Below are 14,543 nucleotides of genomic sequence, written 5' to 3' on the forward strand. Positions count from 1 at the left end.
TTTGACAATAAAGGGCTTAAAGCTATAAAAACAAAAAATTCAAAAAATAAAATAAGGCTGAACGCCATGTCATACAGTTATTTAGGGGTACTGTATGGTCGAAATCCACTCCGAGCTTGTGCAACGGCCTTGCTATATAGTTTTTCGACCCTGCTCGATGTGTTGGTTCAATTGAATTTGCACTTATCTTTTCTGAACTGGCAACCGACAGCCAACACCACCCTGTATCGGATGCAGCATAGCGCTGCATTTTGGTGGATCATTCTCTTTAATGCACTTCCCTGTATATTCCTGCTTTGTTTGCCACAGCAAAAACTGATGGCCGGGTTAAATTATTGGTTATTAGCTGGGGCCGTGGTTTTTATCATTAATCTATTTGCTTGGGCGGTCTTCCTAATGGCGACATGGGCAATCGTCTGCCTCAGTTTGTTTCAATTGCATCGGCATAATGAACAATTATTACAGCATTCGTGAGCGGTGCCCTGATATGACTGAGAAGTCATTTGTCGTAAGTTTCAGCCATTGGGTCTGTGCAAAAACGCACTAGAATAATTCTACGACTGTATTTTAAGCGACTGCCATGACTCAAATTTTGCAAAAAAAACCGCCTGCGCTCAATATCCGTGCTGGCCATTTAGCACGCCAACTGATTGAACAAGAAGGTTTAAACGCTGCTCAAGTGGATATCCTGCCCGGTGCTGCTGGTGGCCCGAAAGGCATTGGTATTCAAGGTTTAGATCAGGCGATTTTTGCTGACTTTTTGCCACGTGCGCAACAAAAGCGTACTTTAATTGGTTCATCGATTGGCAGTTGGCGCTTTGCCAGTATTGCTGCTTGGGGAGCTATCGAAGGCACGAAACGCCTCTCTGAGCTGTATACCAATCTGAGCTTTCATAAAAAGATGAGTCGTCAAGAAGTCAGCGATGTGTGTCGTGGCATGCTGATCGATTTGATTCAAGGTCAAGAAGCTGCACTGGTTAATCATCCTGATTATCACCTCACTGTGCTTTCGGTCAAAGCTCAGCATATTTTCCAAAGTGATAAAGCCCTGCCGCTGTTAGCCTCTGTCGCAGGGATCGTGGGCACGACAGCGCTTGCACGTAAACACAGTCGTTATTTCATGCAGCGTGTGATTAGTCAGCCTGTGTCAGGTCATCAATTTACCGTGGCGGATGATGGCTTTACCACGCATTACCATGCATTGACTCAAGACAGTGTCATGCCGTGGCTTATGGCTTCTGCATCTATTCCCGGTGTCATGGCCGCGATACGTGATATCCCTGATGCGCCACAAGGCAGTTACCGCGATGGCGGCCTGATTGACTATCATATTGACCTACCCTTCCAAAGTCAGGGCATCGTGCTGTATCCGCATTTCACGGATAGCATCACCCCAGGTTGGTTTGATAAATTATTTAAACGCCAAGCCAATCCTGAAAATCAGGCGCGTACCCTGTTGCTGTCACCTTCACAAGAGTACCTTGCAAGCTTGCCGCTTGGCCGACTGCCTGATCGTAAAGACTTTACCCTCAGAGGCTTAGACAACCAACAACGCATTAAAATGTGGAATCAATGTGTGGCTGAAAGTCAGCGTATGGGCGATGAGTTTTTGGAGTTAGTTGAAAAGCAACATTTCCCAGCAGTCATGCAAGCACTCTAAGCGTTACAGTAATCTCTTGCGAGGGACGCTATAATCCTGTTTCAGAATTTTGAGCTTATTTAGTATAGATTTATGCGGATATTTTTAACTGTTTTGCAGTATGCCTGCATCGCTTTTGCACTTTTCCTTGTTTATCAAGTGTCAACCGCCTTGATCAGCGGCCAATACGATTTAATGGAAGTGGTAGCAGATGTCGGTACCATTTTAATTTGTATCGATTTGGCGGTGTTTTTATTTACCAGTAATGCAAAACAAGGCATTAGCATCGAAGACTATGCGAAACAATTGGAACAAAAGCCGTCAAAATTGGTATATGTCACCCGTAAATTGGGACATTTCGGTATTTTGCTGATCATTACCAGTTGGATTGTACCGATGATTCGCTAATGTATTTTAGTTCAATAAAAAGGATCATCATGTGTTCATGATGATCCTTTTTTATGTCATCGGATTTTATTTATCCGAAGAAATTAACCCGTCCAGTTTTTACATCATACACTGCACCAACAATCGCCACTTTACCTTCTTGCACCAACTGCTGTAGCACTTCACTATTTTGCAAAATATAGCGGATGTTGTAATGTACATTCATTTGCGTCACTTGCTCTAAAAATGCCGGACTCAGCGTTTGTGGTTGCATCAATTCGGCAACACGCGATACAGACTCATTGAGTGGCCCCAGCACATATTGAATATGCGGCATACGCGTCAAGCTCTGAATCGATTGACCGGCTAAATGCAACTGACAAGCACTGCTAACCGCACCACAGTCCGTATGACCAAGCACTACGATCACTTTGGCGCCTTTGGCTTCGCAGGCAAATTCTAAAGAACCCAATACTTTTTGCCCTGCGACATTCCCCGCTATGCGTAAACTAAATAAATCGCCAATTCCAACATCAAAGATCATTTCAGTCGGCGCACGAGAATCCATGCAACCTAACACTGCCGCAATCGGATGCTGCCCTTCTTCAGCGGTCACCCGCAGTTGCCGATAGATATCTCGTTGCAAACGCTCATTTTGTACAAAACGTTCATTGCCTGCTTTAAGCAAAGCGAGCACGTCCTCTGGGTTCAAACGTTGCTGTAAAGCTGCGGTACTAATATCTATATCTAATGCCGCCTCCTGCGCATCGGCATAGTGTGTCTTGAAACCAATCAACTGCACTTGCACTTTACGCTGTGCTGCCTTTTCCTGTTGGTACTCTTGAATGAGTTGGAAAATATCAGCATCCATATCACTCACATGTGTGGCATCAATCACCACTTGTTCGCCGCGATGGATATGTTCCAATGCAGATATTAATGCCGAACGGTTGAGAAAACTGACTTGTGAAGGCAATTCAATCCGTGTAATCACCCCATGTAAATGATGCTCTTTATACACCTTCAGTCCCTTATTAAAATTGGCGTATAAAATAAAGGCCGCACTACTGGCTAAACCAATCAAGATTCCGAGCAATAAGTCTGTGAATAAAATCGCCAGTAAGGTAATGATAAAAGGAATAAATTGTTTCCAACCTTTTAAATACAACTGTTTAAACAATTTGGGATGTGTCAGTTTAAACCCTGTGAGAATTAAAATTGCGGCTAATGCTGAAAGCGGAATCATGTTCATCAAAGGCACTAAACACAGTACGGCAAACAAGAGCAATACGCCATGAAAGATGGCAGAACATTTACTTTTAGCTCCAGCACTGGCATTGACAGAACTACGAACAATTACTGACGTTAGCGGCATCCCGCCTATAGCACCCGAAACGACATTGCCGATGCCTTGCGCCCATAACTCTCGGTTGGGGGGTGAAGAGCGCTTATGCGGATCCAATTTATCTGCTGCTTCTAAATTCAATAGAGTTTCTAATGACGCCACAACCGCCAAAGTGATAGCCCCCGTATAAATCAGAGGATTATTTAATGCGGTCCAATCCGGAAAGATCATCACATTTTGTGGCTGATCCCAAAGGTTAGGAAGTTGGATGAGATTTGATGGATGAACTGCAAAAGACGAGCCACTAAGCACCAACACGGCATTACATAGTGCAGCGAGGACTACAGCAACCAAGGCTGAAGGCAAAACCCATTTTTTGCATGGGCTCTGCTCCCAAAGCAACATCAGTACAAGGCTACCGATACCGATCACAATGGCACCCACATCCCATTGCAAATTGAGCGGCTGTGACTGCCACAACACTGACCATGAAAATTGGTTCAAGCCAAACAGATAAGGCATTTGACTCCCAATCAAGATCAGCCCAATGGCTGCCAATAAACCCAATATGACATTGTTCGGAATAAAGTTGGCAAAGAAACCGAGCCGAAATATGCCAAATCCAATCTGTAAGATACCGGCAAAAACAATACACAATAAAAAGGCGGCATAGTTGCCGCCCAGTAATTCAAGCTGTACCAAAATGACTGCTGTTAAACCTGCTGCTGGCCCTGCAACACTGATATGTGAGCCACTCAGTGCCCCAACTAAAATACCACCGACAATGCCGGCAATAATGCCAGAGAGAATCGGTGCGCCAGAAGCCAATGCAATGCCTAGACATAGTGGTAAAGCCACGAGAAATACCACTGTTCCAGATAAAAAGTCGTGAATATGAAATCGATGTCGTTCAATTTTAGATGTCATCATTTTACCGTTTATAATAAATATCAAATAATTAGATGTAAGTATGTAAAGCCTAAAGTTTGTGACCACTTTATGGCGTGACTTATATTGTCTGACAATCGAACGATTCTATAGTGTGTTTTGATACATGATTTGTGTGATTTTTACACTTAATTGCGAAGTTTAAGATTCAGCTCATATATCTTTGATAGGCCGTAATAGAAATAAAAAAACCTCCCATTTGGGAGGTTTTTTAACAATTAAAGATTACTTCGAACCTTTAATCCCTGCTTGTAATAACAACGCACCTAAACCACCAATTTTATTTTCTTGTGGTTTCGCTGCTTGAGGTTTTTTATGACCTTGTGGGCGGTCGCCTTGCGGACGGGCATGCTGTGGACGTTTCGCATGTGGCTTACGCTCACCACGTTGTTCTTGCTGCGCATTGTCACGACGTGGTTGACGTTGTGGTTTCGCTGCAGCAGCACCTTCTGCACGCATAGACAAGTTGACACGGTTACGTTCAACATCGACATTCAAGACACGAACTTGAACAATTTGACCTGGTTTCACGACTTTGTGCGGATCTGCAACAAATTCATTTGCAAGTTCAGAAATATGCACTAAACCGTCTTGGTGTACACCCACATCCACGAATGCACCGAAGTTCGTCACATTCGTAACCACACCTTCAAGCTGTAAACCTTCAGTCAACTGCGCCACTTCAGTGATGTCTTCACGGAACTTCGCCGTACGGAACTCTGGACGCGGGTCACGACCTGGTTTCTCAAGTTCAGATAAAACGTCCTGAATCGTTGGCAAACCAAATTGATCATTTACAAATGCTGCTGCATCGATCTGACGGATAATTTCAGTATTACCAATAATATCTTTGACTGTGGTTGCTTTTGCTTCCACAATTTTTGCCACCAAGTCATATGACTCTGGGTGAACTGCAGATGCATCCAATGGTTCAGAACCATCTTGAATACGTAAGAAACCTGCTGCTTGTTCAAAGGTACGTTCGCCTAAACGAGGTACTTTCTTCAAACTTTGACGGTTATCAAAACGACCATTTTCTTTGCGGAATTCAACAATTTGCTGTGCAATCGCTTTGTTTAGACCCGCGATATAACCCAAAATTGCAGATGATGCAGTGTTGACATCGACACCTACTGAGTTCACACAGTCTTCCACAACCGCTTCTAGCGTTTTTGCCAAACCGGTTTGGTTCACGTCATGTTGATATTGACCCACACCAATCGATTTCGGATCAATTTTCACAAGCTCCGCCAATGGATCTTGTAAACGACGAGCAATCGACACTGCACCGCGAATAGATACATCTAGCTCTGGCAATTCTTGAGATGCCAATTCAGATGCTGAATAAACAGATGCACCCGCTTCAGAGACAGACACACGAATCAAATTCAAATCCGTATTCGCAGCCATCATTTCAGCCACAACCGCTTCAGTTTCGCGGCTTGCAGTACCGTTACCAATGGCAATCAGTTCAACATTAAACTCACGGCATAGACGGGCAAGTTCAGCCACTGAACCAGCTTTGTCTTCTTTCGGAGCAAATGGGTAAATCGTGCTATGTGCAAGAACATCACCTGATGCATTAACAACGGCCAATTTCACACCCGTACGGATACCAGGGTCAACACCCAGAGTGGTACGCGCGCCTGCTGGTGCAGAAAGTAATAAATGACGTAGGTTTTCAGCAAAGACATCCATCGCTTCAGCTTCGGCAGCCAAACGTTTTTCAGTCAATAATGAATGCTCAATAGCAGGACGTACTTTGCCCAACCAGAACAGTTTTGCAGTTTGTTTTAAAAAATTTGCGCGTGCTTGAGGCTGTGCAGTTTCAACATTATATTCAGTTTCAATACGTGCCAATGGTGCATCATCTTCACCATCGACTTTTAAGCCCAAGACATTTTCTTGACGGCCACGGAGCATCGCCAGTAAACGGTGTGAAGGGACTTTGTTTAAGCTTTCAGAGAAATCAAAGTAATCACGGAATTTTTTACCGACTTCCTTTTTCTCATCACTTGCAACTAAACTTTTCAACACTGCAGTTTTCGCAAATGTCGCTTTTAGCTCAGTGGTTAATGCAATATTTTGTGCCCAGTCATCAATTAAAATGTGTTGAATCGCGTCTAATTGGCTTTCAACATCTGAATAATCTTCATGACTAAAACCAGCTAAAGCTTCGGTTGGATCAACCGCTTCATTAAAGATTTTTTCAGCGATTGGGCCTAAACCCGCTTCTTTGGCTTTAAATGATTTACTTGTACGTTTTGGACGGTACGGCGCGTAAATCTCTTCTAAAGCATTTTTCGTTTCTGCTGCATTCACGCGAGCAAGTAAGTCATCAGATAACTTGTTTTGTTCTTTTAGAGATTCGATTACCTTTTCACGGCGCTCAAATAAATCACGCAGGTAAGTCAGACGTGTATCGAGCTGACGTAATTGAGTATCGTCCAGACCTTGCGTCACTTCTTTACGGTAACGTGCGATAAATGGAACACTGGCACCTTCATCAATGAGCTTGATGGCAGCTTCAATTTGATTTGGACGTACGGCAATTTCTTTTGCCAACTGCTGAACTAAGTCAGTCATCGTATTAGATCCCTGCAAGGATAAGTTCTAAAAGCCATGATTATAAAGACCAAGACCATAAAATCCACAATTGTTTTTATAAATTTATTCGTGGTTTTTAATGCCAATTCATCTCAAATACACATTTTTTTACGAAACTGACTATGAAACAGCAAATTAGCGAGACTTAGACAAGCAAACTGATTCGAACAACATGTATACATTTGGTATCTATGTCTTGATTTTAACTGCAATATTTGTTGCTTTAGAGCATAGTAAATTTATATAAATGAATCGTATACTCAAGTGAAATCGACTTTTTGTTTACGATGACAATAAAGAATAAGGAGCACGTCATGAGTTTAGTTGTACCTGCTGAAAAAACAGATGCCGTACAAGCCGAAACCGACCGAGTCGAACGCATTCTGGTTGTCGATGATGATGTGCGTCTACGCACCCTCTTACAACGCTTCCTAGAAGATAAAGGTTTTGTGGTCAAAACCGCACATGATGCGACTCAGATGGATCGTCTGTTGCAGCGGGAACTCTTTTCCCTGATTGTGCTCGACTTTATGTTGCCTGTTGAAGATGGCTTGAGTATTTGCCGCCGTCTGCGCCAATCTAGCATCGATACCCCGATCATTATGCTGACCGCTCGTGGTAGCGATTCAGACCGTATTGCAGGACTTGAAGCCGGTGCAGATGACTATTTACCAAAACCATTTAACCCGAATGAGCTATTAGCTCGTATTCGTGCGGTCCTACGTCGCCAAGTGCGTGAAGTTCCGGGCGCACCAAGCCAACAAATGGAAGTGGTGTCTTTTGGTCCTTGGTCACTCGACCTGTCTACTCGTACATTAACCCGTGAAGGTCAAGTCGTCACATTAACAACGGGTGAATTTGCCGTACTCAAAGCATTAGTTCAACACCCACGTGAACCACTGACACGCGACAAGTTAATGAATCTTGCTCGTGGTCGTGAATGGGGCGCGATGGAACGTTCAATTGACGTTCAGGTTTCTCGCCTGCGTCGTTTGGTTGAAGAAAACCCAGCACGTGCGCGCTATATTCAAACCGTTTGGGGCGTAGGTTATGTCTTTGTTCCAGATGGTGCTGAATAAGCCATAAAATAAGACCTGAGAATCGAGTCACCGTACCTCATGTCCGGAAATACCATTCGCTGCTGTCTGAGCCACTTGAAATTGAATGAATAAAAGTAATGTGCGCGAGTTCAGCGAATGGCAAAAATTTTGGTTACTTTTTTAAAAAGTAACATAACGAACTCCTCCCGAAGAACGTTCCAGCAGTAAGATTCCATCGCAAAGAATAAAAACTGCCTTTCAAAAAATTTGCTTAAAGGATTCTGCGTGAAACTCGAACCCATCGACCCACAGGAATTTACCGACTACGTTGCCTACTCCGAAAAAAAACGGACACCTTGGGAACGCTTCCTCGATAAAATCAAACCCCGCTCTGCAGCCATGCGGACCACCGTATTGGTCTTATTTGTGGTGTTTTTTAGCCTGTTTATGTCCTTATGGTTCTTTTGGCGGACACTCTATTTACCCGAAATTCAACAACATGCTCGTTACCTCGCGGTCGAACTTGAAATCATTAACAATCCTGATTTACGGATTTTTCATAACAATGCCGAAGTAGATGTCGACGACTGGATGCGCAACCGTGTCGGGATCGAATATGTGACCGATCCGAAAGAATTCCCCAATGTCAAAGACAAAGTCATTGCAGAATTCTTTACCAATCAAATTGAAAAGAAACTGGCCAAAGAAATGCGCATTGATAATGCGACCGTGTATTTCCAATTTAAACCTGACCCACGCATCTGGATTCAAACTCCAGAAATGAATGGCAACTGGGTTCGCGAGCCTTTAAAAACCTATGCCAACTATAGCGCAGAGCTGATTTTAGGTTGGTTATTGGGTATTCCGCTGATTGCTGGCATCATTATCTTAACCTTGGTTCGTCAGCTCAACCGTCCACTAAAACGTTTACAAGATGCGGCAAACAACTATAGTAAACAAGGCACTGCTCCTTATTTAGAAACCAACCATGGGCCACAAGAAATCCGTGAAGTAAACCAAGCCTTTAACCACATGGTCTACACGCTGGAACAAACTGAACGTGATCGTCGCATCATGTTGGCTGGTATTTCCCACGATTTGCGTACTCCGCTGACCCGTATTCGACTCAGCGCAGAAATGATGCCTGATGATGACTTCCTAAAAGAAGGTCTGATTTACGATGTTGAAGATATGGATGCGATTCTGAATCAGTTCATTTCGTATATGCGAGATGGCTCTGATGAAGTTCCGCAAGATACTGATTTAAATGCGCTATTGCAGGAATTAGTGATTCAATTTAAACCTTTAGATATTCGCTTTGAACCCCAAGACTTACCGATTATTCAAGCACGTAGCCTGTCCTTAAAACGACTAATAGGCAACTTAATCAATAACTCAAAACGCTATGGTGCCGAGCCGATTGAACTGTCTACCGAATATGAAGGTGACCATATTCAAATTCGCGTTGCCGATAATGGCGAAGGGATTCCTGAAGACCAAATTGAAGACCTGATGCAACCTTTTGTACGTGGTAATGATGCACGTACCATCCAAGGCAGTGGACTCGGTTTAGCCATTGTAAAACGTATTGTGGATATTCACGAAGGTCAACTTTCAATTCACAATCGAGCAGAAGGTGGACTCGAAGCGATCATTTCTTTACCACTGCAAAAACTCGAAAATGATGAAATATTAAACAACAGCCCATTGGAAAAAATTAAGCAAAGTTTAACTGAACGCTTTTAACAAGCGTTCAAAAAAGCAACGAACAGTTTTGTTTAATCCTTAACCATTGTTATTTTTAACTTTATTATTCAGTAGCTTAAAAATCATAATAAAATCTTATACCCACATTTTTTCAAAAAATTAGACCTTAGCCTAACAGGGATGCAAAATGGCTTTTTTGATCGGTACAATCCGTATCAGTTTTGAGAATTTCACGAGAGTATATGATGTCTTTAGATCGCATCCGTTTAGCTGCCCTTCACGACAAAGTTATCAGCGCAGAAAAAGCTGCTGAATTCATTCAGGATGGTATGACGGTAGGTATGAGTGGTTTCACACGCGCAGGTGAAGCGAAAGCTGTACCTTTAGCGTTGGTTCAACAGGCTCATGCTAATCCTCTTAAAATCACCCTAATTACTGGCGCGAGCTTGGGTAACGATTTGGACAAAAAATTGACTGAAGCAGGTGTTCTTGCTCGTCGTTTACCGTTCCAAGTAGACAATACATTACGTAAAGCGATCAACAAAGGCGAAGTAATGTTCATCGATCAGCATTTGTCTGAAACAGTTGAACAAATGCGTAACCTTCAGCTTAAAAAGCCTGATGTAGCAATTATTGAAGCTGTTGCGATCACTGAAGATGGTGGCATCATCCCTACAACTTCTGTAGGTAACTCTGCAAGCTTCGCAATTTTTGCTGAAAAAGTGATTGTTGAAATCAACACCAACTTAAGTCCAGCATTTGAAGGCTTACACGATATTTATATCCCAACATATCGTCCAACACGTCAAGCTATTCCATTGACTCATGTTGATGAACGTATTGGTACACATGCAATCAACATCGATCCTTCAAAAATCGTAGGTATCGTATTTAACAACGAATTGCATGACTCTCCATCTACAGTGACTGCCCCTGATGATGAAACTCAAGGTATTGCAAACCACCTTATCGCTTTCTTTGAAAAAGAAGTCGCTGAAGGTCGTTTACCGAAGAACCTAGGTCCATTACAAGCAGGTATTGGTTCAATTGCAAACGCAGTATTGACGGGTCTTAAAGATTCAAACTTTGAAGACTTGATCATGTACTCTGAAGTACTTCAAGACTGTACATTTGAATTGATCGACGCAGGCAAAATGAAATTTGCTTCAGGTTCTTCTATTACGCTTTCTGCGAAATATGGCGAAAAAGTATTTAATAACCTTGAACAATACAAAGACAAACTTGTATTACGTCCACAAGAAATTTCTAACCACCCAGAACTTGTACGTCGTTTAGGTATCATCGGTATCAACACAGCACTTGAGTTTGACATTTACGGTAATGTGAACTCAACTCACGTTTGCGGTACAAAAATGATGAACGGTATTGGTGGTTCAGGTGACTTCGCACGTAATGCGCACTTGGCGATCTTCGTGACCAAATCAATTGCAAAAGGTGGCGACATTTCTTCTGTTGTTCCATTTGCTTCTCACGTTGACCATGCAGAACACGACGTTGACATCTTGGTTACTGAACAAGGTCTTGCTGACTTACGTGGTCTTGCTCCACGTGAACGTGCTCGTGCTGTAATCGACAACTGTGCTCACCCAAGCTACCGTGCAGCATTAAATGATTACTTCGACCGTGCTTGTGCGAAAGGTGGTCAAACACCTCACCTTCTACGTGAAGCATTGTCTTGGCACATCAACTTCGAAGAGAACGGCCATATGTTAGCTGCTCAGCCTGAAGTGAAAACGGCTTAATTGACAGTGAACTAAAAAAACGCTCTTCGGAGCGTTTTTTTATGGCTTTTATTTTTCAATATGACTTATCAAGTCTGCAAAACTCGACTAATCTAAATTGGTCAAAATACATGCTAAAATAAAAATTATGTTTATTATCCGCCCCTATCTCGAATCTGATTTAGATGATGTGATTGCACTTTGGGAACTGTGTGATCTGACCCGCCCATGGAATAACCCTGAAATTGATATATTTCGAAAATTGGCTCAACGTGATCAATTATTCTTGTTGGCGGTCAAAGATGATCAACTGATTGCAACTGTCATGGGGGGCTATGATGGACACCGAGGCTGGGTCAATTATCTTGCCGTACATCCACATTTTCAACGTAATGGCGTCGCTACCGCCCTCATTCAACAATTAGAAAAACGCTTAATTGCTTTAGGCTGCCCAAAACTTCAATTACTGATTCGCCAAGACAACATTGACGTACAAAATTTTTATGAACAATTGGGCTATGAAGAGGTTGAAGTGATTTGTTTGGGTAAACGTTTAATCACGGATTAATCGTTCGACAAATCTTCATTCAATCCTTGTAACAAAATCAAAAAAAAAATCGACATTGCGCCATCGAGACAAAAATGGATTGCATTGCTTGGCTTTAAATTTTAGGATTTGCCCCCATCATTTTCCCAGAACATAGAAAAGAGATTTCCCATGCGTGTAGATATCTGGTCAGACGTGGTTTGCCCATTTTGTTATATTGCGAAAAAACGCCTTGAAGCTGCTGCCGAAGAATCGGGTGTAGAGCTTGAAGTGTTTTGGCATAGCTATCAACTTGACGCAGATGCGCCCGCTCGCCTAGAAATTTCTAATACTGAACGTCTAGCACAAAAATATGGCCGCAGTATTGAAGAAGTAGAGGAAATGCAGCGCAATATTGCCGAAATGGCAAAAGCTGAAGGTATTGAATTTAACTGGCAAAAAGCCAATTCAGGCAATACTTTCAACGCGCACCGCTTGATTCATCTTGCACAAAGCAAAGGTCTCGGCAGTGAAGCCAAAGAAGCGTTCTTCTATAGCTATATGACGCAAGGCTTGGCCATTGGTGAACGTGAAACCTTAGAAGACGTTGCATCTCGTATTGGTCTAAACCCTGTTGAAGTCGATGACTTATTAGACTCAGATGAATTTGCTGATTTCGTCAAATACGATGAAGAAGTAGCACGCGATCAACTTAAAGTTACGGGTGTACCGTTCTTTGTATTTGAGCAACGCATTGCTTTAGCAGGCGCTCAACCGAAAGATGTATTTAAAAAAGTGATGGACAAAGCTGCGGAACTCCCTGAGCTTGCTCCTACACCTGTGTGTAATGATGAAAGCTGTGAAACACCTGAAAAATAATTCAGCGCGTTCAATCAAAAATCCCCGAACTTCGGGGATTTTTTTTTGATCAGTTTTTAACTTCAATAAAACTAAACTTATTCAACCAAGAAGCTGATTTTTAAGTTCACTCGATATTCCGCAATTTTATTGTCTTTCACCACAACTTTTTGTTCATTAATCCATGCACCCTGAACGTTCTTTACGGTTTCAGTGACTTTATTAATTCCCGTTTGGATCGCATCTTCAAAACTTTTTGTGCTACTTGCATTTACTTCAACGACTTTAGCAACAGACATTGTATTTATCCTCATTGTTATGATTTTGAATCTTCATCATATGATTAAGTCACTTATTTTGGTTATTTTTTAAACATCAAAACAGCAAAATATTACATGTCTTACACAGGAGTGAATTCCACTTCGGTGGATTACAAACTGACCATCATTTATTACATGCTTTCTGTTTAAGCCAAGGCCACTACCGATTAGGCTAAAAGCTTCATTCTTCAAACGATCATGCTCGGGAGTAATGTCATGACTATTGAACCTCAAGCAACTTCTGCTGAAACCGAACTATCTACCAATACACCCCCTCAAACAACCACCAACGAGTCCCAAACAGGGAAGAATAGCTTTCTCTCACGTTTTTCTCCGACCGTCAAAGGTGCTGCGATCGGAGCTGTTGCAGGCAGTATATTACCTGTTTTTGGTACGATTAGTGGTGCCATTATTGGTGGTATCGCAGGCAAAGTCTATGAAAAGAAATGTGCCAAACATTCATAGATTTTTCATCTATATCTGAGTGATACGCCGCTGTCACTCAGCCACTAAAAACTCTAGAGCAATAACTCTAATAGACTGTTTTATATAAATATTAAATCCTACCATTTATCTTGTGTTGCCGAATCGATCATTTTTAATTGATTATTTTTTGATATTATTTTCACATAAATTCAAGTGATTAATTTTCTCCCTGACTCAATTTTTGAGTTACTAATGATTGATAGGAATACACAAATGAACGCAATCAAATATGCTATGGCTGTTGCTGTGATGGCGCTTTCTGCAACTGTTTCTGCACAAATCGTTTACGTACCAGATTTTCCAGTAAAAAAAGCTGTAACTGCTGAAACTGCCAATGCAGAGAGCCAAGCTCCAGCTGCTGATACAACTGAAGTTATCACAAACACAGAAAAAAAAGCTTAATTTTTAGCTGATTTTTCCATAAAAAAACCGATGGCTCCCACCATCGGTTTTTTATTTTATGTGCCTTTACTTTGGGCTTTATTCTTTACTTAACATTAAAAATGAACATCTAAAAGCGCTCGATCGCTGATGATGACTTCAAAAAAATTGATCCAACTATGCCGCGATAAAATTTGCAAAGCGTATCTTTAAGTTAATGATTTGGTATTACTTTTAAACAAAATGCGCATTAATTGTCATATTTAACGCTTAATTTGTAGAAGCTGACATTTATTTCCATGTTTTTTTTAATGAAATCTCTATAATCAAATGAACTAATCGACTTCTTTATTTTTAAATTTACATTGTCCTATGCAAGAACTTCAGGCACTGATACAAGGAAAAATTTCACCGCAGGTCATCGATATTGAACGCCTGATTGAATTGGCCAATACATATCGAAACCCAAACTCGGCTGAATATAAATTAGTAGAACTTGCAACCAATATTGTATTGGCTAAATATTTAGAAAAAGCACAAAAAGTCCTTTAGGAAGC

The 14,543-nt window shown here is 41.8% G+C and carries 14 protein-coding genes; 11 read left to right on the top strand and 3 right to left on the bottom strand.

Going from position 1 to position 14,543, the window contains the following annotated elements:
- Positions 1–66: 66 nt before the first annotated feature.
- From FTU34_RS06015 to FTU34_RS06025, 3 genes are all read left to right on the top strand, one after another.
- On the top strand, positions 67–474 hold the full coding sequence (locus FTU34_RS06015; RefSeq protein ID WP_180035011.1) for a hypothetical protein: 408 nt from the start codon (positions 67–69) through the stop codon (positions 472–474).
- Positions 475–580: 106 nt separating this feature from the next.
- A complete protein-coding gene (locus tag FTU34_RS06020) occupies positions 581–1,660 on the top strand; it encodes a patatin-like phospholipase family protein (RefSeq protein WP_180035012.1) in 1,080 nt (359 codons plus the stop codon).
- A 72-nt stretch (positions 1,661–1,732) separates the two neighbouring features.
- A complete protein-coding gene (locus FTU34_RS06025; RefSeq protein WP_078189807.1) occupies positions 1,733–2,047 on the top strand; it encodes a hypothetical protein in 315 nt (104 codons plus the stop codon).
- 70 nt (positions 2,048–2,117) lie between these two features.
- Here the strand turns inward: FTU34_RS06025 and FTU34_RS06030 are convergent, their stop codons facing one another.
- Both FTU34_RS06030 and FTU34_RS06035 read right to left on the bottom strand, forming a co-directional pair.
- Positions 2,118–4,298, bottom strand: a complete 2,181-nt coding sequence (locus FTU34_RS06030; protein ID WP_180035013.1) for a SulP family inorganic anion transporter — start codon at positions 4,296–4,298, stop codon at positions 2,118–2,120.
- Positions 4,299–4,544: 246 nt separating this feature from the next.
- On the bottom strand, positions 4,545–6,905 hold the full coding sequence (locus FTU34_RS06035) for a Tex family protein (protein WP_180035014.1): 2,361 nt from the start codon (positions 6,903–6,905) through the stop codon (positions 4,545–4,547).
- Positions 6,906–7,240: 335 nt separating this feature from the next.
- Here FTU34_RS06035 and ompR point away from each other — a divergent pair, with 335 nt between their 5' ends.
- The 5 genes from ompR to FTU34_RS06060 all read left to right on the top strand — a co-directional run bounded on the left by ompR (position 7,241) and on the right by FTU34_RS06060 (position 12,820).
- Positions 7,241–8,005, top strand: coding sequence for a two-component system response regulator OmpR (ompR, locus tag FTU34_RS06040; protein WP_078189809.1), 765 nt, complete (start codon positions 7,241–7,243; stop codon positions 8,003–8,005).
- A 246-nt stretch (positions 8,006–8,251) separates the two neighbouring features.
- Positions 8,252–9,712 (top strand): ATP-binding protein, encoded by a 1,461-nt coding sequence (locus tag FTU34_RS06045; RefSeq protein ID WP_180035015.1) that lies wholly within the window; start codon positions 8,252–8,254, stop codon positions 9,710–9,712.
- Between the two features lie 206 nt (positions 9,713–9,918).
- Positions 9,919–11,436 carry an acetyl-CoA hydrolase/transferase family protein gene (locus FTU34_RS06050; protein WP_078192882.1) on the top strand — a complete coding sequence of 506 codons (1,518 nt, stop codon included), beginning with the start codon at positions 9,919–9,921 and terminating at the stop codon, positions 11,434–11,436.
- A 127-nt stretch (positions 11,437–11,563) separates the two neighbouring features.
- Complete coding sequence (locus FTU34_RS06055) at positions 11,564–11,983, top strand: GNAT family acetyltransferase (RefSeq protein WP_078189811.1); 420 nt, start codon at positions 11,564–11,566, stop codon at positions 11,981–11,983.
- Between the two features lie 150 nt (positions 11,984–12,133).
- The gene (locus FTU34_RS06060) at positions 12,134–12,820 is read left to right on the top strand and encodes a DsbA family protein (protein WP_111885832.1); all 687 of its coding nucleotides are present in this window, start codon (positions 12,134–12,136) and stop codon (positions 12,818–12,820) included.
- A 77-nt stretch (positions 12,821–12,897) separates the two neighbouring features.
- Here the strand turns inward: FTU34_RS06060 and FTU34_RS06065 are convergent, their stop codons facing one another.
- Positions 12,898–13,098 carry a dodecin family protein gene (locus tag FTU34_RS06065; protein WP_067761311.1) on the bottom strand — a complete coding sequence of 67 codons (201 nt, stop codon included), beginning with the start codon at positions 13,096–13,098 and terminating at the stop codon, positions 12,898–12,900.
- 237 nt (positions 13,099–13,335) lie between these two features.
- Here FTU34_RS06065 and FTU34_RS06070 point away from each other — a divergent pair, with 237 nt between their 5' ends.
- The 3 genes from FTU34_RS06070 (at position 13,336) to FTU34_RS06080 (ending at position 14,538) form a co-directional block, all read left to right on the top strand.
- The gene (locus tag FTU34_RS06070; RefSeq protein WP_078192883.1) at positions 13,336–13,584 is read left to right on the top strand and encodes a glycine zipper domain-containing protein; all 249 of its coding nucleotides are present in this window, start codon (positions 13,336–13,338) and stop codon (positions 13,582–13,584) included.
- Between the two features lie 234 nt (positions 13,585–13,818).
- On the top strand, positions 13,819–14,007 hold the full coding sequence (locus FTU34_RS06075) for a hypothetical protein (RefSeq protein WP_111885834.1): 189 nt from the start codon (positions 13,819–13,821) through the stop codon (positions 14,005–14,007).
- Positions 14,008–14,358: 351 nt separating this feature from the next.
- Positions 14,359–14,538, top strand: a complete 180-nt coding sequence (locus FTU34_RS06080) for a hypothetical protein (RefSeq protein ID WP_078189814.1) — start codon at positions 14,359–14,361, stop codon at positions 14,536–14,538.
- Positions 14,539–14,543 lie beyond the last annotated feature (5 nt).

This window comes from Acinetobacter sp. YH12094 (assembly GCF_013419295.1).
GTDB classification, from domain to species: Bacteria; Pseudomonadota; Gammaproteobacteria; order Pseudomonadales; family Moraxellaceae; genus Acinetobacter; species Acinetobacter amyesii.